This is a genomic window from Pseudonocardia tropica, from assembly GCF_040105315.1.
In the GTDB taxonomy this organism is placed as follows: domain Bacteria; phylum Actinomycetota; class Actinomycetes; order Mycobacteriales; family Pseudonocardiaceae; genus Pseudonocardia; species Pseudonocardia alni.
The window spans coordinates 71,979-88,936 of the sequence record NZ_JBEDNP010000002.1 but is presented as its reverse complement, the minus strand read 5'-3'; the positions used below and the strand labels follow the sequence as shown (position 1 = coordinate 88,936).

Sequence of the window (16,958 nt, the reverse complement as noted above, 5' to 3'; positions counted from 1 at the left end):
GACCCCCCACCGTGGTGACCGGGCTCACTCCACACGCAGGTGAGGGCCGGTTCCGGCCCCCCCGTGGCCGCACCATTAGCCTCTTCTCCCATGGTGACGCCCGAGGTCGCCCCGCCCGGGCGCGACGACCCCCCGACGCGTGCGGCGCCGTCCGATCCCCCCGCCGCACCGCCGTCGACCGGGCACCGGGCACGGCGCGGCCTGCGCGAACAGGCCCGGATCGCGCGGATCCTCGGCCTGACCGGCGCGCTCCTGATGGGGATCAGCGCGCTGGGCTCCGGGGCCTTCCCGGTGCCGAACCCGCTCAACGGGCTGCGCGTGATCGGGCTGCCCTCGCGCAACGTCACCCTCGCGATCGCCGTCACCTACGCGGGCATGCTCATGGTGGTCACGGCCTGGCTGTGGATCGCCCGGATGCTCACCACCCGCGGGGCCCACCACCCCGCGCCCGAGCGCCGCGAGCTCGGCCGCACCGCGATCCTGTGGGGGGTGCCGCTGGCGCTGGCGCCGCCGATGTTCTCCAAGGACATCTACAGCTACCTCGCCCAGAGCGCGACGCTCGCCCGCAGGATCGACCCGTACTCGATCGGCCCCGCGCAGGCGCTCGGCATCGACGACCCGCTGGTCCGCGGCATCCCGACGGTCTGGCGCGACACCCCGGCGCCCTACGGTCCGCTGTTCCTCGGCCTCGGGCGCGGGATCACCGCGCTGTCCGGGGAGAACGTGGTACTCGGCATCCTCGAGCACCGGCTGCTCGCGCTGGTCGGCGTCGCGCTGATGGTGTGGGTGCTGCCCCGGCTGGCCTCCCGGTTCGACCTCGACGCCGGCCTGGTCCTGTGGCTCGGCGCGGCGAACCCGCTGGTGCTGTTCCACATGGTCAGCGGCATCCACAACGAATCGATCATGCTGCCGCTGCTGCTGCTCGGGCTCTGGGTGATGCTCGGGCGCGACGACACCGTCCAGCCGTGGTGGCGGATCACCGGCGGTGCCGCGCTGGTCGTCGCCGCGGCCTCGGTGAAGCTCCCGGCGCTGCTCGCCCTGGGCTTCGTCGGCGTGTACCTGGTCCGCAGGCGCGGCGGCAGGCTCGTCGACTGGGCCGTGATGACGGCCTGGCTGTCCGCGATCGCCGCGGCCGTGCTCACCTTCTTCAGCCTGGCCACCGGGCTGGGCTTCAACTGGGTGCGCGGGCTCTCCGCGCCCAGCGTGCTCATCTCGCCCATGTCGATCAGCACCAACCTGGGGCTGCTCGCCGGGCAGGTCGGCAGGCTCGCCGGGCTCGGCGACCACACCGAGACCACGATGGGCCTGATGCGCAGCCTGTTCGTGCTGCCGATCGCGGTGATCGTGGTCGTGCTGCTGCTCGGCTGCCTGCGCGGGAGGGTCGACCCGGTCACCGGCACCGGCCTCGGGCTCGGCGCCGTCGTGCTGCTCGGCCCCGTCGTGCACCCCTGGTACCTGTTCTGGGCGCTGCTGCCGCTGGTCGCGACCCGGGCGATGCCGTTCTACCGCCGTGGCCTGCTGCTGCTGTCGGTCGTGCTCGCGCTGGTCGTGCCGCCCACCGGCGCCGACTTCTTCTTCCGCGGGTTCCAGCTGCCGCTGGCCATCACCGCGGGCGCCGCCATGTACACCCTCGCGCTGTACGTGGTCGCCCGGCTGATCCGGTCCCCCGGCGACACCGTCGACGCCGGTGACCCGATCCGCCCGGACGACGGCACGGACGGAACCGGCACCCCGGGCGACGCCGGCGCCGGGACCCGCGCGCCGTCGGACCCGGAGCCCGCCCGGTGAGCGCCGCCCTGGAGATCCGCGGCCTCGTCGTGCGCTACGGCGCCACGACCGCCGTCGACGGGATCGACCTCGACCTCGCCCGCGGCGAGGTGCTCGCCCTGCTCGGCCCGAACGGCGCCGGGAAGTCCTCGACGGTCGAGGTGTGCACCGGGTTCCGGGCGCCCTCGGCCGGACGGGTGCGGGTCCTCGGCCACGACCCGGCCGACGAGGCCGTCCGCCCCCGGGTGGGCGTCATGCCGCAGGGCGGCGGCGCCTACCCGGCCGTGCGGACCGGGGAGATGCTGCACCTGGTCGCCGACTGCGCCGCGCACCCGCTCGACGTGGACATGCTCATCGACGTGCTCGGCCTGCGCCCGCGGGCGGGCACCCCGTACAAGCGGCTGTCCGGCGGGGAGCAGCAGCGCCTGGCGCTGGCGTGCGCCGTGGTCGGGCGCCCGGAGCTGGTGTTCCTCGACGAGCCGACCGCCGGTCTGGACCCGCAGGCCCGCCACCTGGTGTGGGACCTGGTCCGGGCGCTGCGCCGCGACGGCGTCGGGGTGCTGCTGACCACCCACCTGATGGACGAGGCCGAGCAGCTCGCCGACGACGTCGTGATCATCGACCACGGCCGTGTCGTCGCGCACGGCTCGCCCGCCCAGCTCACCGCGGGCGACCAGACCGAGCTGCGCTTCCGCGCCCGGCCCGGGATGGACGTCGCCGGTCTCGACGCCCGGCTGCCCGCCGGCTACACCAGCTGCGAGACCTCCCCCGGCCGCTACCGGGTCCGCGGCCGGATCGACCCGGGCGCGCTCGCCGCCATCACCTCGTGGTGCGCCGACCAGGGCGTGCTCGCCGACGACGTCCAGGTCGTGCGCCGCAGCCTGGAGGACGTCTTCCTCGACCTCACCGGACGGGAGCTGCGACCGTGACGACCCCGCGGACGACCCCGCCGTTCCCCGACGGCATGTTCACCCCCGCACCCGGCCGCGGCCGGGTGCTGAGGATGCTGCGGGCCCAGGGCGGCCTGGAGACCCGGCTCGCGCTGCGCAACGCCGAGCAGGTGCTGCTGACCCTGCTCATCCCGGCGGCCCTGCTGGCCGGGCTCACGCTCGTGCCCGCGGTGCCCGCCCCGGAGCCGCGGGTGGCGTGGCTGTTCGCCTCCATGCTGGCACTGGCCGTGATGAGCTCGGCGTTCACCAGCCAGGCCATCGCGCTCGGCTTCGACCGCCGCTACGGCGCGCTGCGCAGGCTGGCCGCGACGGCGCTGCCCCGCTGGCTGCTGGTGTGCGGGCGGCTGGCCGCGGTCGCCGCCGTCGTCGTGATCCAGGTGGTGCTGCTCGGCGTGCTGGCGGCGCTGCTGGGCTGGTCCCCCGCCGGTGCCCGGCTCGACGGCGCCGTGCTGGCGGTACTGCTGGGTGCGGCGGCGTTCGGGGCGCTGGGCATCCTGCTGGGCGGGACGCTGCGCGCGGAGATCGTGCTCGCCGTCGCCAACCTGGTGTGGTTCGCGCTGCTGCTGGCCGGCGGGATCGTCGTGCCGGTGGCCGACCTGCCGGGGCCGCTGGCGGCGCTCGCGCCGTGGCTGCCCTCCGGGGCGCTGGCCGAGGCACTGCGCTCGGCCCTCGGCGCGGGCGAGTTCCCCCCGGCCGGGCCGCTGCTGGTGCTGACCGGCTGGGCCGTCGTCGCCGGGGTGGCGGCGTCGCGGCTGGTGCGCTGGACCTGAGCCCCGTCTTCTACGATGCGTAGTGTGCTGCTGTCGCGCGTGCCCTCCACCCCGCCGGTGCTGATGCGCCGGCTGGCGATCGCGAACCTCGTCGCCCAGATCGGGATCGGGGTGACCGGCTCGGTGGTCCGGGTGACCGGCTCCGGCCTCGGCTGCTCGACCTGGCCGCAGTGCGAGCCGGGCAGCATGATCCCGGTCGACCACGCCGAGATCGCGCCGCTGCACATGTGGATCGAGTTCTCCAACCGGCTGCTCGGCATCCTGGTGGTGCTCACCGCGGGCGCGGCGCTGCTCGGCGCGCTGTACACCCGGCCGCGGCGTCGCCGGCTCACCGGGCTGGCGCTGGCGATGCCGCTCGGCGTCGTCGCGCAGGCCGTCATCGGCGGGATCACCGTGCTGCTCGGGCTGGCCTGGTGGACGGTGATGCTGCACTTCCTGGCCTCGATGGTGCTGGTCTGGTTCGCGGTGCTGCTCGTCGGCGCCGCCGGCGAGGCCGACGGCCCGGTCACCCGCACCGTGCCCGTCGCCGGGCGTGGCCTGGTGCTGTTCTCCACCGCCGTGCTGGGCGTCCTGCTCGTCGCGGGGACCCTGGTCACCGCGGCGGGTCCGCACGGCGGCGACCCGGAGACCCCGCGCCTGGACGTGCCGATCCCCGCGCTCGCACAGCTGCACGTCGACACCCTGTTCCTCTACCTCGGCACCCTGGTCGGGCTCGGGTTCCTGCTGCACGCGGTGTCCGCCCCGCGGTCGCTGCTGCGCCGCTTCCGGGTGCTCGTCGTGGTCGTTCTCGCCCAGGGCGCGCTCGGCGGGGTCCAGTACGCCCTCGGGGTCCCGGAGCTGCTGGTGTCGCTGCACGTGCTCGGCGCCGGTCTGACCGCCGCCGCGGCCGCCTGGGTGTGGGCCGGGACCGCGACCCGCCCGGCCGCCGTCGACCCCCGCGCCACACCGACCGGCGACCCGGCGGACACCGCCGCGCCGGAGCCCGCCGCCGCGTCGGTCTGAGTCGGTCCGACCGGCCGCTGCACGATCGGGTGACACTCGGGCACTCTGGAGCCATGACCTCCGCATCCCGGTTGCGACGCGGCGGGATCGCCGTGGTCCTCGCGGCCGCCCTCGCCGTCGCCCTCATCGTGTCGCTGTCGGTGGGCCTGCTCACCACGCGGGCCTCCGCCGCCCCCGAGCTGCCGCCCGTCACCCCGGAGCAGCTCGTCGCGTCGGTCGTCGCGGCGGAGCCGGTCGCGCTGGCCGGCACCGTCGCCGTCGACAACCGGCTCGGGCTACCCGCCGTGCCGGGCGTGCCCGCCGAGGGGCTGACCGACGGCACCTCCACCGCGCGGGTCTGGTCCGACGGGAAGGGCGACGGCCGCCTCGCCGTCCCGAGCGACGACGGCGAGCGCACCTACGTCCGCGACGGCGCCACGACCTGGGCCTACGACTCCACCGACCGCACCGCGACCCGGTTCCCGAGTCGGGGGCACGCCCCCGACGCCGACGCCGCGAAGGACCCGGCCGAGGTCGCCCGGACGGTCGTCGCGCGGCTGAGCGCCACCAGCGTGCTGCGGGTCGACGGCACCACCGAGGTCGCCGGCCGCCCCGCGTACACCCTGGTCCTGGCGCCGAAGCCCGGTGAGCGCACCGTGCTGCGCGAGGTCCGCGCCGCCGTCGACGCGCAGACCCGGACCCCGCTGGAGCTGACCGTCCTCGGCGCCGGCGCCGACCCGGTGCTGCGGATCGGCTTCGACGACGTCACGTTCGGCCCGCAGGACCCGGCCCTGTTCACCTTCACCCCGCCGCCCGGTGCCACCGTCCGCGACGGCACCGCCGGGACGGTGGAGCAGCCCGGCCCCGGGGGTCCCGGCGGCACGCCCCCACGGGCCGCCGCGCCGACCGTCGTCGGCGAGGGCTGGGACACCGTGGTCGTCGGCCGCGTCCCGCAGCGCTCCGGCGACCAGCGGGGCCCGGACCTGTCCGCGCTCGGCATCCCGGTGTCCGGACCGTGGGGCGCCGGCCGCGAGATCACCACGAACGCGGGCTCGGCGATCCTGAGCGACGACGGCCGCGTCGCCGCCGGTGCCGTCGGCCCGGACGTCCTCGGCGAGGCCCTGGCCCGGTGACGACCACCCGCTCCGCCCCCGCCGGCCACGTGGCGGACGGGGCCGCGGACGAGCAGCTCCCGGCCGCCCGCGTCCGGGACCTGCGCAAGGTGTTCGGGCGGGTCACCGCCGTCGACGGCGTGGACCTCGACGTCCCGGCCGGGTCGGTGTTCGGGATGCTCGGCCCCAACGGGTCGGGCAAGACGACGCTGATCCGGATGCTGCTCGGGCTGACCACGCCGACCTCGGGCGGCGTCGAGCTGCTCGGGCTCCCGGTGCCGGGCGGGCTCGCCACGACGCTGCCCGACGTCGGCGCGCTGGTCGAGGGGCCGGGGTTCCACCCCTTCCTGTCCGGGCGGGAGAACCTGCGCCGGGTCGCCGCGACCGAGCCGCGGCTCGCGCCGGGCGAGGTGCGGCCCGCGGTGGAGGCGGCCCTGGAGCGGGTCGGTCTGGACGCGGCCGCCGGGCGCCGGTTCCGCGGCTACTCCCTCGGGATGAAGCAGCGCCTCGGGCTGGCCGCGGCGCTGCTCGTCCCGCGGCGGCTCGTCGTGCTCGACGAACCCACCAACGGCCTCGACCCGGCCGGGACGCGGGAGATCCGGACGATCGTCGCCGAGCTGCGGGCGGGCGGGGCGACGGTGCTGCTGTCGTCGCACCTGCTGTCGGAGGTCGAGGCGGTGTGCACGCACGTGGCCGTGCTCAAGCAGGGCACGCTGCTCGCGGCGGGACCGCTGGACCGGCTGCTCGGCGCGGCCGACGGCGACTGGGAGATCGCGACCACCGACCCGGCGGCGGCGCTGCGGGAGCTCGGGGCCGCGGGCGCCGACGCCCGGGCCGAGGGCGCGGCCGTCGTCCTGGCCGCCGACGCCGACGGGCCGCGGCTGTTCGCCGGCCTCGTCGGGGCCGGGGTGGCGGTGCACGGGCTGGCCCGGCGACGCACCGGCCTGGAGGAGCTGTTCACCCGGATCACCGAGGGCGACGCGTGAGCGCCCCGCCCGCCCCGCCCCGGCCGGTGTCGTGGCGGCGGCTGCTGGGCGCCGAGCTGCGCTGGGTGCTGCGCAGGCCCCGGACCTGGGTGATGGTCGCCCTGCTCGGCGCGGTGCCGGTCCTGATGGCGGTCGGGCTGGTCCTGGCCGAGGGGCCGCGCCGCGGCCTGCTCTCCGAGGTCGTCGGCAACGGGCTGACCCTGCCCGTCGCGGCGCTGACCCTGCTGATGGCGCTGCTGCTGCCGCTGGTGGTCACCGTCGCGGCGGCGGACGCGATCGCCGGGGAGGCCCAGCACGGCACCCTGCGCGGGCTGCTGCTGGCCCCGGTGGGGCGGCTGCGGCTGGTCGCCATGAAGGCGTTCGGGGTGCTGGTGGTGGCCGCGGTCGCGGTCGCGGTGGTCTGCGTGGTCGGGCTGGTGGCGGGGTGGGCGCTGATCGGGCCCCCCGCCGTGGTCGGCGACGGCGGCGCGCTGCTGACGATGTCCGGCTCGGTGCTGGACCTGACCTCCGCGGCCGGCCGGATCGCCCTGGTCGCGCTGTGGACGCTGGGGCAGCTCGCCGCGGTCGGCGCGGTGGCGCTGGCGGTGTCGTCGTTCACCGAGCACCCGCTGGTCGTGCTGTCCTCGGTGCTCGGCGGGATCATCTTGTCCGGGGTGCTGGGGGCGATCCCCGCGCTGGAGCCGATCCGCCCGTTCCTGCTCACCGACGGCTGGGCCGCCGGGGTCGACGTGCTGCGCGACCCGCTCCCGACCGACGGGCTCGTGTCGAGCACCGGGCTCGCGGCGGGCTGGTTCGCCGTCGCCGCGGTCGTGCTCGTCTCCCGGATGCTCCGCCGCGACGCGTGAGGGCATGATCGGCCCGTCAGCAGCGGCGAGCGACGAGGAGGACACATGCGTGCGGTACGGGTGAGCAGGCCCGGCGGGTCCGAGGTGCTGGAGGTCGTCGACACCGACGCCCCGGTCCCGGGTCCGGGCGAGGTGCTGGTGGAGGTCGCCGCGGCCGGGGTGAACTTCATCGACACCTACCAGCGCGAGGGCGTCTACCCGATGGAGACGCCCTACGTCGCCGGGCTGGAGGGTGCGGGCCGGGTCACCGCCCTGGGCGCGGACGTCGACGGTGTCGCGGTCGGGGACCGGATCGCCTGGGCCAACACCCTGGGCAGCTACGCCGAGCAGGTCGCCGTGCCCTGGGCGAAGGCCGTCCCGGTGCCCGAGGGCGTCGCCGACGACGTCGCGGTCGGTGCGGCGCTGCAGGGCATGACCGCGCACTTCCTGGTCAACGACTGTGTCGCCCTGCGCGGCGGGGAGACGATCCTGCTGCACGCCGCCGCCGGTGGCGTCGGGCTGCTGCTCACCCAGCTGGCCGTCGCGAAGGGCGCCCGGGTGATCGCGACGACGTCGACGCCGGAGAAGGCCGAGCTGGCCCGCGGCGCCGGCGCCGACGAGGTGATCGACTACACCGCCGTCGACGACCTGGCCGCCGCCGTCCGCGACCTCACCGGCGGCGCGGGCGTGCACGCCGCGTTCGACTCGGTCGGGCGCAGCACCTTCGACGCGAGCCTCGCCTCGGTGCGCCCGCGCGGCACGCTGGTGCTCTACGGCGCCGCGTCCGGCCCGGTCGAGCCGTTCGACCCGCAGCGGCTCAACGCGGCCGGGTCGCTGTATCTGACCCGCCCGAAGCTGTTCGACTACATCGCCACCACCGACGAGCTCCGCACCCGCGCCGCCGCCGTCTACGGCGAGGTCGCCGCGGGCCGCCTCGACGTGCGGATCGGGCACCGCTACGACCTGGCGGACGCCCGCACCGCGCACGACGACCTGCAGGGCCGCCGCACCACCGGCAAGGTGCTGCTCGTCCCCTGAGGGCTCCGGAACGGGGTCGGTCCGCCGCGCGGGGTGCGGTAGAACCGACGGCGTGACCGACACCCCGTTCCACGACCTCGACGTCTACGTCGCACTCCCCCGCCTCGGCGGGCTCGCCCTGTCCCCCGACGGCAGGCGCCTGGTCACCGGGGTCGCCGAGCTCGACGCCGACGGCACCCGCTACCGGACCGCGCTGTGGGAGGTCGACCCCGCGGGCGAGGCCCCGGCGCGGCGGCTGACCCGGGGCGCGGCCGGCGAGTCGGGGCCGGTCTTCACCCCCGACGGCGATCTGCTGTTCCGGTCGGCCCGCCCGGACCCCGACGCCGGCGGGGAGACCGAGCCGCCGACCGCGCTGTGGCGGCTGCCCGCGGCCGGCGGTGAGGCCGAGCCCGCCGGGTCGCGGCCCGGCGGGATCTCCGCGGTCGCCGTCGCCGCCGACGCGGGGACGGTCGTCGTGTCCTCCCCCACGCTGCCCGGCGCGGTGACGACCGACGACGACGAGCAGCGCCGCACCGCGCGCACCGAGGGCAAGGTCACCGCGATCCTGCACACCGGCTACCCGGTGCGGCACTGGGACCACGACCTCGGACCGGCCGAGGAACGGCTGCTCCTGGCCCGTCCGGAGGACACGGACCCGTGGACGGACCTCACGCCGGCGCCCGGCCGCGCGCTGGACGAGACCGCGTTCGACGTCTCCCCCGACGGCGGCTCGGTGGTGACCGGCTGGTACCGCGCGCACGGCCACGGAACCTGGCGGCCCGGCCTGGTCGTGGTCGACACCGCGACCGGGGAGCACCGCGACCTGACCGACGACGACGGCCACGAGTACGGCGCGCCCCGGATCAGCCCGGACGGGCGGAGGGTCGTCGCGCTGCGCGAACGCGTCTCCACCCCGGAGGTGGCGCCGCGGATCGACCTGGTCCTGGTGCCGCTCGCCGGTGGCGCGCCACGCCCGGTGGCACCGGGCTGGGACCGCTGGCCGACCGCGGCCCGCTGGACGCGCGACGGGTCGGCGCTGGTGGTGACCGCCGACGAGAACGGCCGCGGCCCGCTGTTCCGGATCGACCTGGGTGCGACCCCGGAGGACGACACCGTCACCCGGCTCACCGGCGACCACGGCACCTACGCCGACCCGTGCCCGTCGCCGGACGGGCGGTGGGTCTACGCGCTGCGCCACGCCTACGACGCGCCCCCGGCCCCGGTCCGCGTCCCCGCCGACGGCCGCGACGCCGACCCCGAGCTCCTGCCCGCCCCGGCCGCGGCGCCCGTGCTGCCCGGCACGCTCACCGAGCTGGAGACCACCGCGGTCGACGGCACCCGGGTCCGCGCCTGGCTGGTCCTGCCCGACGGCGCCGACGCCGAGCACCCGGCGCCGCTGCTGCTGTGGATCCACGGCGGCCCGCTGGCCAGCTGGAACGCCTGGTCGTGGCGGTGGAACCCGTGGCTGATGGCCGCGCGGGGCTGGGCCGTGCTGCTGCCCGACCCGGCGCTGTCGACCGGCTACGGCCAGGACTTCGTCCAGCGCGGCTGGGGTGCCTGGGGCGGCGCGCCGTTCACCGACCTGATGGCCGCCACCGACGCCGCCGTCGCCCGGGCGGAGATCGACGGGACCCGCACCGCGGCGATGGGCGGCTCCTTCGGCGGCTACATGGCCAACTGGGTGGCCGGGCACACCGACCGGTTCGCCGCCGTGGTCACCCACGCGAGCCTGTGGGCGCTCGACCAGTTCGGGCCGACGACCGACCACGCCGAGTACTGGCTCACCGAGATGACCCCGGCGATGGCGCAGGCCAACAGCCCGCACCACCACGCCGACGCGATCGTCACCCCGATGCTGGTGATCCACGGCGACCGCGACCACCGGGTCCCGATCGGCGAGGGGCTGCGGCTGTGGTGGGACCTGGTGTCCCGGCAGGCCGACCCGGGGGCCAACCCGCACCGGTTCCTGTACTTCCCCGACGAGAACCACTGGGTCCTCGCGCCGAACCACGCGAAGATCTGGTACCGCACGGTCTGGGCGTTCCTGGACCACCACGTGCTGGACGCGCAGTGGGAGACCCCGCACCTGTTGCGCTGAGCGCGGCCACCGGGGCTGCCGGTGCCGGGTTCAGAACAGGACCGGCAGCCCCAGCGCGGCGTCGACGGCGATCGCCGCGAACAGCACGCACAGGTAGATGTTCGACAGGTGGAACAGCGGCATCGGGGAGACCTCGCCGCGCTCCTTCACCTGGTGGTGCAGCCGGTGCGCCCGGAACACGAAGTACGCCCCGCCGAGCAGCGCCACCGCCAGGTACACCCACGACGTCGCCGGCAGCAGGAGCAGGCTCCACGCCACCATCACCCAGCTGTAGACCACGATCCGCACCGACACCGCGGGCGCGGGCGCGACGACCGGGAGCATCGGCACCCCGGCGGCGGCGTAGTCCTCGCGGTAGCGCATCGCCAGCGCCCAGAAGTGCGGCGGCGTCCAGAAGAAGATCACACCGAACATGACCAGCGCGGGCCACTCGACGGTGCCGGTCACCGCGGCCCAGCCGATCACCACCGGCATGCAGCCCGCGGCCCCGCCCCAGACGATGTTCTGCGAGGTCCGCCGCTTGAGCAGCATCGTGTACACGAGCACGTAGAACGCGATCGCGGCCAGCGACAGCGCGGCGGCCAGCCAGTTGGTGGTCAGCCCCAGCCACACCGAGCTCAACGCGGACAGGACCAGGCCGAACACCAGCGCGTTGCGGGTGGGGACCTGCCCCTTGGCCAGCGGACGGCGCGCGGTGCGCGCCATCTTCTGGTCGATGTCGGCGTCGACGACGCAGTTCAGCGCGTGCGCCGCGGCCGCGGCGGTGGCACCGCCGACCAGGGTGGCCGCGATCAGCCACAGCGAGGGCACGCCGCGCTGGGCGAGGAACATCGCGGGCACGGTGACCACGAGCAGCTGCTCGATGATCCGCGTCTTGGTGAGGCCCAGATAGGCCGCCACCGTGGCGCGGACGCGGGCGAGACGCCCGGTCGGTGCCGCAGGCACCACCACGGTCGTCGCGGGGGGCGTCGCCGCCGGCGCGGCGTCCGGTCCGGCCGGGACGTGCTCGGCCGGGACCCCGGCCTCGTCGGCCCGGCTCCGCCCTGACGCGGGTGCGCTCACCTGTCCGTACCTCGCTCGGTTCGACGTAGTGATCCCGTGCCGCGCCGCCCGAGGGGCCGCACCGGCTCGGTGCCGTGGACACGGGGTGGTCGCCGCGGTGACGACCACCCTAGTTCTACAGCGCGTCGATGCTAACCGGTGGCATGCGTCGCGGGCCCGCCGGGTACACGGCCCCCGGCGGTCCCGGCCGCCGATCGCCGGGAGGCGCAAAGCCGCAGGCCGCGGGCGTGAGCAGTAGGGTGTCCCGCGTCGGGGCGGCGACGGCGCCGCCAGGTGATCCGGGTCGCACCACGACACCCGCCGACGTCGCCGCCACCGGAGTGGCCGCGACCACCGGGCGGGCATCCGGATCCACGACCGGCAGACCGACCTTCGTCGACGCGAGTACAGGAGCCATCGCCTTGTCCGAGACCGCTACGTCCCCCCACGCCGGGGACAGCGCCGTCGCCGCGCTCACCCGCGCGCACGTCCCCGACGACTGGACCGACCTCGACCGCAAGGCCGTGGACACCGTCCGAGTTCTGGCCGCGGACGCGGTCCAGAAGTGCGGCAGCGGACACCCCGGCACCGCGATGAGCCTCGCCCCGCTGGCCTACACGCTGTTCCAGCGCGTCATGCGCCACGACCCGGCCGACCCGGACTGGATGGGCCGTGACCGGTTCGTGCTCTCGGCCGGGCACTCCAGCCTCACCCTTTACATCCAGCTCTACCTCGCTGGCTACGGCCTGGAGCGCGAGGACCTGGAGCAGCTGCGGACGTGGGGCTCGCTGACCCCGGGCCACCCGGAGTGGGGCCACACCCGCGGCGTCGAGATGACCACCGGGCCCCTGGGCCAGGGTCTGTCCTCGGCGGTCGGCATGGCGATCGCGGCCCGCCGCGAGCGCGGCCTGTTCGACCCGGACGCCCCCGAGGGTTCCTCGCCGTTCGACCACCAGATCTACGTGATCGCCTCCGACGGCGACATCGAGGAGGGCGTCACCTCCGAGGCGTCGTCGCTGGCCGGTCGCCAGGAGCTGGGCAACCTCACGGTGATCTACGACGCGAACGAGATCTCCATCGAGGACGACACCAACATCGCCCTCAACGAGGACACGGCCAAGCGCTACGAGGCCTACAACTGGCACGTCCAGGTCGTCGAGGGCGGCGAGAACGTCACCGGCATCCTCGCCGCGCTGGAGGCCGCCAGGGCCGAGACCGAGCGCCCGTCGATCATCATCCTGCGGACGGTGATCGGCTACCCGTCACCGAACAAGATGAACACCGGGGCCTCGCACGGCTCCGCGCTGGGCGACGACGAGGTGCGCGAGGTCAAGCGGGTCCTGGGCTTCGACCCGGACAAGGAGTTCGACGTCGACGCCGAGGTGCTGGCCCACACCCGCGCCATCGGTGAGCGTTCCCGCGCCCGGCACGACTCCTGGCAGGGCACCTTCGACGAGTGGGAGCAGCGTGAGCCCGCGCGCAAGGAGCTCCTGGAGCGGCTGCAGGCCGGCCGGCTGCCCGACGGCTGGGAGGCGTCCCTCCCGCACTGGGACATCGACGAGAAGGGCATGGCGACCCGCAAGGCCTCCGGCGCCGTGCTCGGTGCGCTGGCCGAGGTGCTGCCCGAGCTGTGGGGCGGCTCGGCCGACCTGGCCGAGTCGAACAACACCACGATGAAGGGCGTCGACTCGTTCGGGCCCAAGTCGGCGTCGACGAGCATGTGGACCACCTCCCCCTACGGCCGCACGCTGCACTTCGGTGTCCGCGAGCACGCCATGGGCGCGGTGCTCAACGGCATCTCGCTGCACGGCCCGACCCGGGTCTACGGCGGTACCTTCCTGGTCTTCTCCGACTACATGCGCCCGGCCGTGCGGCTGGCCGCGCTGATGAGGACGAACCCGATCTACGTGTGGACGCACGACTCGATCGGCCTGGGCGAGGACGGCCCCACCCACCAGCCGATCGAGCACCTCGCCGCGCTGCGGGCCATCCCCGGCCTGTCGATGGTGCGCCCCGGTGACGCCAACGAGACCGCCCACGCCTGGAAGGCCGCCCTGGAGCGGCCCGACGGCGGCCCGATCGGCTTCGCGCTGACCCGGCAGAACGTCCCGACCGTCGCCGGTACCTCCGCCGAGGGCGTCGCCCGCGGTGGCTACGTGATCGCCGAGGCCGCGTCCGGCGTCCCGCAGGTGATCATCATCGCCACCGGCTCCGAGCTGCACCTGGCGCTGGCCGCCCGCGAGCAGCTCGAGGGCGAGGGCGTCGGCACCCGGGTGGTCTCGATGCCGTGCGTCGAGTGGTTCGAGGCCCAGGACGAGCAGTACCGCGAGTCGGTGCTGCCGACCGCGGTCAGGGCCCGTGTCTCGGTCGAGGCCGGCATCGCGATGCCCTGGTACCGCTACGTCGGCGAGCTCGGCCGGTCGGTCTCGATCGAGCACTTCGGTGCCAGCGCCGACCAGGCCACCCTGTTCGAGAAGTTCGGCTTCACCGCCGACACCGTCGCCACGGCCGCGCGGGAGACCCTCGCCGCGACCGAGAAGTCCTCCTGAACCGACGGCACCCGATCGCAAGGAGAGAACCATGAGCAACGATCGACTGGCCGCACTGTCCGCGGCCGGGGTGTCCATCTGGCTCGACGACCTGTCCCGGGAGCGCCTGGCCAGCGGGAACCTCGCCGAGCTGATCGAGGACAAGCACGTCGTCGGGGTGACCACCAACCCGACGATCTTCGCCGGTGCGTTGGCCGACGGCGCCGCCTACGACGAGCAGGTCCGTGAGCTGGCCGCCCGCGATGCCGACATCGACACCGCGATCCGCGAGATCACCGTCGCCGACGTGCAGCACGCCTGCGACGTGTTCTCCGGGGTCTGGGAGCGCACCGGCGGTGTCGACGGCCGGGTCTCCCTGGAGGTGGACCCGCGCCTCGCGCACGACACCGAGGGCACCGTCGCGCAGGCCCAGGACCTGTGGAAGGCCGTCGACCGGCCCAACCTGCTGGTGAAGATCCCGGCGACCGAGGAGGGCCTGCCGGCCATCACCCGGGCGACCGCCGAGGGCATCAGCGTGAACGTGACGCTGATCTTCTCCGTCGAGCGCTACAAGCTCGTCATGGACGCCTACCTGACCGGCCTGGAGCAGGCGAGGGAGAACGGGCAGGACCTGTCCCGCATCCACTCCGTCGGCTCGTTCTTCGTGTCCCGGGTGGACGCCGAGATCGACGGCAGGCTCGAGGAGATCGGTGGCGACGCCGCGCTCGGCCTGCGCGGCAGGGCGGCGGTGGCGAACTCGCGGCTGGCCTACGCCGCCTACCGCGACGCGTTCTCCGGCGCCCGCTGGGACGCCCTCGCGGCTCACGGTGCGCGCGCCCAGCGCCCGCTGTGGGCCTCCACCGGGGTGAAGAACCCGGACTACCCCGACACGCTGTACGTGTCCGAGCTGGTCGTGGACAACACCGTCAACACCATGCCGGAGAAGACCCTGACGGCCTTCGCCGACCACGGTGAGGTCGACGGGGACAAGGTCAGCGACACCGCGGGCGCCTCCCAGACGGTGTTCACCGACCTGGAGGACCTCGGCATCGACCTCGACGACGTGTTCCTCACCCTGGAGAACGAGGGCGTCGAGAAGTTCGAGAAGTCCTGGACCGAGCTGCAGGACACCGTCCGCGGCCAGCTCGACTCCGCGAAGTAGTTGAACGAGGCCACTCCCGGTGGCGACGGGGCCGACCTCGGCTCCGCCGCCACCGGCGGCCCGTCCGCACCCGCACCGTCCCCGGTGCGGGTGCGGCTCGCCGGTGAGCCGTTCGCCGGAGCGGCCCGGCGGATCGCCGCCGAGCTGGCCGGCGAGACCGTCGCCTCCCGGCTCGCCGACGCCGACCCCAGCGTCTGGGGGACCCGCGCCGCGGGGGCCCCGCCCCGTACCGGCTGGACCGGGCTCGCCGCCCGCAGCCGGCCCCTCGCCGGGCAGGTCGCCGCGCTGCGCGAGCGGTTCGCCGTCGCCGGTGCGCACCGGGTGCTGCTCGTCGGCACGCCCGACGCGGTCGCCGCGGCCCGCGTCGTCGCCGGCACCGACCCGGGCGGGACCCGGCTGACCGCGCTGGACTCCGCGGACCCGGTGCAGGTCGCGGAGGCGCTGTCCGGGGAGCTCGCCGAGACCGTCCTCGTCGTCGCCGACGCGGCGGGCACCGACCCGGTCGTCGCGGCCGTGACCCGGGTGGTCGCCGCCGCGATCGCCGAGGAGGTCGGTGCCGACGCCCTCGCCGCGCGCACCGTGCACCTGACCGAGCCCGGCTCGCCGCTGGACGTCCCCGGCGACCCCGGCCCGGTCGTGGTCACCCTCGACGCCGACGTGCCGGGCCGCTTCGGCGTGCTGGGCCCGCTCGGGCTGGTCCCCGCGGGGCTCGCCGGGGCGGACGTGCCCGCCGTCCTGGGTGACGCCGTGGCCGCCGAGCGCGCGCTGGCCGCCGACGACCCGGACAACCCGGCGCTGCTGCTGGCCGGCGCGCTGGCCGCGGGCCGTGGCTCGCTGCTGGCCCTGCGCGACGCCGAGCGCTCGCCCGCCCTCACCGGCTGGCTGGCCCCGCTGCTCACCGCCGCCGGGCTCACCGTCGTGCCGGTGCCGCCCGACGAGCCGGTCGGCGCGGGCCCCGGCCCGCAGGAGCCCACCGCACCCGCGGGCGTCGTGGACGTGCACGCCGACGGCACCGGTCCGCGGCCCGGACCGGGCCACGGCGCGGTGCGCCTCGACGCGGGCCCGGGTGCCGCGGTGGTGCTGTGGCAGGCCGCCGCGGCGCTGGCCGGGCGGGTCCTCGACACCGACCCGTTCGCGCCCGCGCCGCCCGCGCCCGCCGACGGTCCCGACCCCGAGCCGTCGTTCGTCGACGGCGGGATCGCCGTGCACGCCGGGGACTGGCTGCCGCCCGGCACCCGCACGGTCGCCGGTGCGCTCGACGCGCTGGCCGCCGTCGCCGACGGGGCCCCGGCGGTCGTCTCGGCCTGGCTGGACCCGGAGTCCGACGCCTCGGTCGCGGTGCTGCGCGGGCCGCTGGTGGCCCGGCTCGGGCTGCCCGTCGCGTTCGGCTGGGCCCCGGCGTGCCGCAGCGGCGACACCGGCGCACCGGACGTGGCGGTGCACTGTCACCTGACCGGGGACGGACCAGGCGCCGACCTCCCGGGGTCCGTCGGCGCGGGCACCGTGCCGCCCGGGCCGGGACTGGATAGCCTGCACGCGGCACAGGCCCGGGCGGTAGTCGACGACCAGCGACGCCGGGGACGTCCGGTGCTCCGGCTGCACCTGACCGACCGGCTCGCCGGGCTGGTCACCCTGGCCAGGGCGGTGACATCGACACAGACGTCGACAGGGCCCTCGACAGAGCCGTGACCCCCGGTGCCCCGATCACGAGAACACCAGTAC

13 protein-coding genes are annotated in these 16,958 nt (G+C 75.7%); 12 read left to right on the top strand and 1 reads right to left on the bottom strand.

Annotated features, from left to right (window positions below; genetic code table 11):
• Positions 1–90 precede the first annotated feature (90 nt).
• From mptB to WHI96_RS03625, 9 genes are read left to right on the top strand one after another with little or no spacing between them, the layout of a single operon-like run.
• Positions 91–1,788 carry a polyprenol phosphomannose-dependent alpha 1,6 mannosyltransferase MptB gene (gene mptB / locus WHI96_RS03665; protein ID WP_345647055.1) on the top strand — a complete coding sequence of 566 codons (1,698 nt, stop codon included), beginning with the start codon at positions 91–93 and terminating at the stop codon, positions 1,786–1,788.
• Entirely contained in the window at positions 1,785–2,696 is a 912-nt protein-coding gene (locus tag WHI96_RS03660) for an ABC transporter ATP-binding protein (protein ID WP_345647052.1), read from the top strand. Before mptB ends, WHI96_RS03660 begins: the two co-directional genes overlap by 4 nt.
• A gap of 35 nt (positions 2,697–2,731) precedes the next feature.
• A complete protein-coding gene (locus WHI96_RS03655) occupies positions 2,732–3,487 on the top strand; it encodes an ABC transporter permease (RefSeq protein ID WP_345647293.1) in 756 nt (251 codons plus the stop codon).
• A gap of 15 nt (positions 3,488–3,502) precedes the next feature.
• Complete coding sequence (locus WHI96_RS03650) at positions 3,503–4,489, top strand: COX15/CtaA family protein (RefSeq protein ID WP_425571625.1); 987 nt, start codon at positions 3,503–3,505, stop codon at positions 4,487–4,489.
• Between the two features lie 53 nt (positions 4,490–4,542).
• Positions 4,543–5,601 (top strand): LolA family protein, encoded by a 1,059-nt coding sequence (locus WHI96_RS03645; protein ID WP_345647046.1) that lies wholly within the window; start codon positions 4,543–4,545, stop codon positions 5,599–5,601.
• Positions 5,598–6,566, top strand: coding sequence for an ABC transporter ATP-binding protein (locus WHI96_RS03640; protein ID WP_425571624.1), 969 nt, complete (start codon positions 5,598–5,600; stop codon positions 6,564–6,566). Before WHI96_RS03645 ends, WHI96_RS03640 begins: the two co-directional genes overlap by 4 nt.
• A complete protein-coding gene (locus tag WHI96_RS03635) occupies positions 6,563–7,411 on the top strand; it encodes an ABC transporter permease (RefSeq protein WP_345647042.1) in 849 nt (282 codons plus the stop codon). The genes WHI96_RS03640 and WHI96_RS03635 overlap by 4 nt, the downstream gene beginning before the upstream one ends.
• A gap of 45 nt (positions 7,412–7,456) precedes the next feature.
• Positions 7,457–8,428, top strand: a complete 972-nt coding sequence (locus tag WHI96_RS03630; RefSeq protein WP_345647039.1) for a quinone oxidoreductase family protein — start codon at positions 7,457–7,459, stop codon at positions 8,426–8,428.
• Positions 8,429–8,480: 52 nt separating this feature from the next.
• A complete protein-coding gene (locus WHI96_RS03625) occupies positions 8,481–10,505 on the top strand; it encodes a S9 family peptidase (protein WP_345647036.1) in 2,025 nt (674 codons plus the stop codon).
• A gap of 30 nt (positions 10,506–10,535) precedes the next feature.
• Here the strand turns inward: WHI96_RS03625 and WHI96_RS03620 are convergent, their stop codons facing one another.
• The gene (locus WHI96_RS03620) at positions 10,536–11,456 is read right to left on the bottom strand and encodes a heme o synthase (RefSeq protein WP_345647287.1); all 921 of its coding nucleotides are present in this window, start codon (positions 11,454–11,456) and stop codon (positions 10,536–10,538) included.
• Between the two features lie 512 nt (positions 11,457–11,968).
• On the opposite strand from WHI96_RS03620, the gene tkt reads away from it, so the two are divergent.
• The 3 genes from tkt to WHI96_RS03605 are packed head-to-tail and all read left to right on the top strand — an operon-like array spanning position 11,969 to position 16,925.
• Positions 11,969–14,095, top strand: a complete 2,127-nt coding sequence (gene tkt, locus WHI96_RS03615; protein ID WP_345647033.1) for a transketolase — start codon at positions 11,969–11,971, stop codon at positions 14,093–14,095.
• 31 nt (positions 14,096–14,126) lie between these two features.
• Positions 14,127–15,236: a transaldolase gene (gene tal, locus WHI96_RS03610; RefSeq protein WP_345647030.1), complete on the top strand. Its 1,110-nt coding sequence runs from the start codon at positions 14,127–14,129 to the stop codon at positions 15,234–15,236.
• On the top strand, positions 15,237–16,925 hold the full coding sequence (locus WHI96_RS03605) for a hypothetical protein (protein WP_345647027.1): 1,689 nt from the start codon (positions 15,237–15,239) through the stop codon (positions 16,923–16,925).
• Positions 16,926–16,958: the final 33 nt, after the last annotated feature.

Bases quoted from the DNA above. Each gene is read 5' to 3' on its own strand.
- WHI96_RS03645 (WP_345647046.1), top strand. From the start codon at position 4,543: ATGACCTCCGCATCCCGGTTGCGACGCGGCGGGATCGCCGTGGTCCTC.
- WHI96_RS03630 (WP_345647039.1), top strand. From the start codon at position 7,457: ATGCGTGCGGTACGGGTGAGCAGGCCCGGCGGGTCCGAGGTGCTGGAG.
- mptB (WP_345647055.1), top strand. From the start codon at position 91: ATGGTGACGCCCGAGGTCGCCCCGCCCGGGCGCGACGACCCCCCGACG.
- tal (WP_345647030.1), top strand. From the start codon at position 14,127: ATGAGCAACGATCGACTGGCCGCACTGTCCGCGGCCGGGGTGTCCATC.
- WHI96_RS03655 (WP_345647293.1), top strand. From the start codon at position 2,732: ATGTTCACCCCCGCACCCGGCCGCGGCCGGGTGCTGAGGATGCTGCGG.
- WHI96_RS03650 (WP_425571625.1), top strand. From the start codon at position 3,503: ATGCGTAGTGTGCTGCTGTCGCGCGTGCCCTCCACCCCGCCGGTGCTG.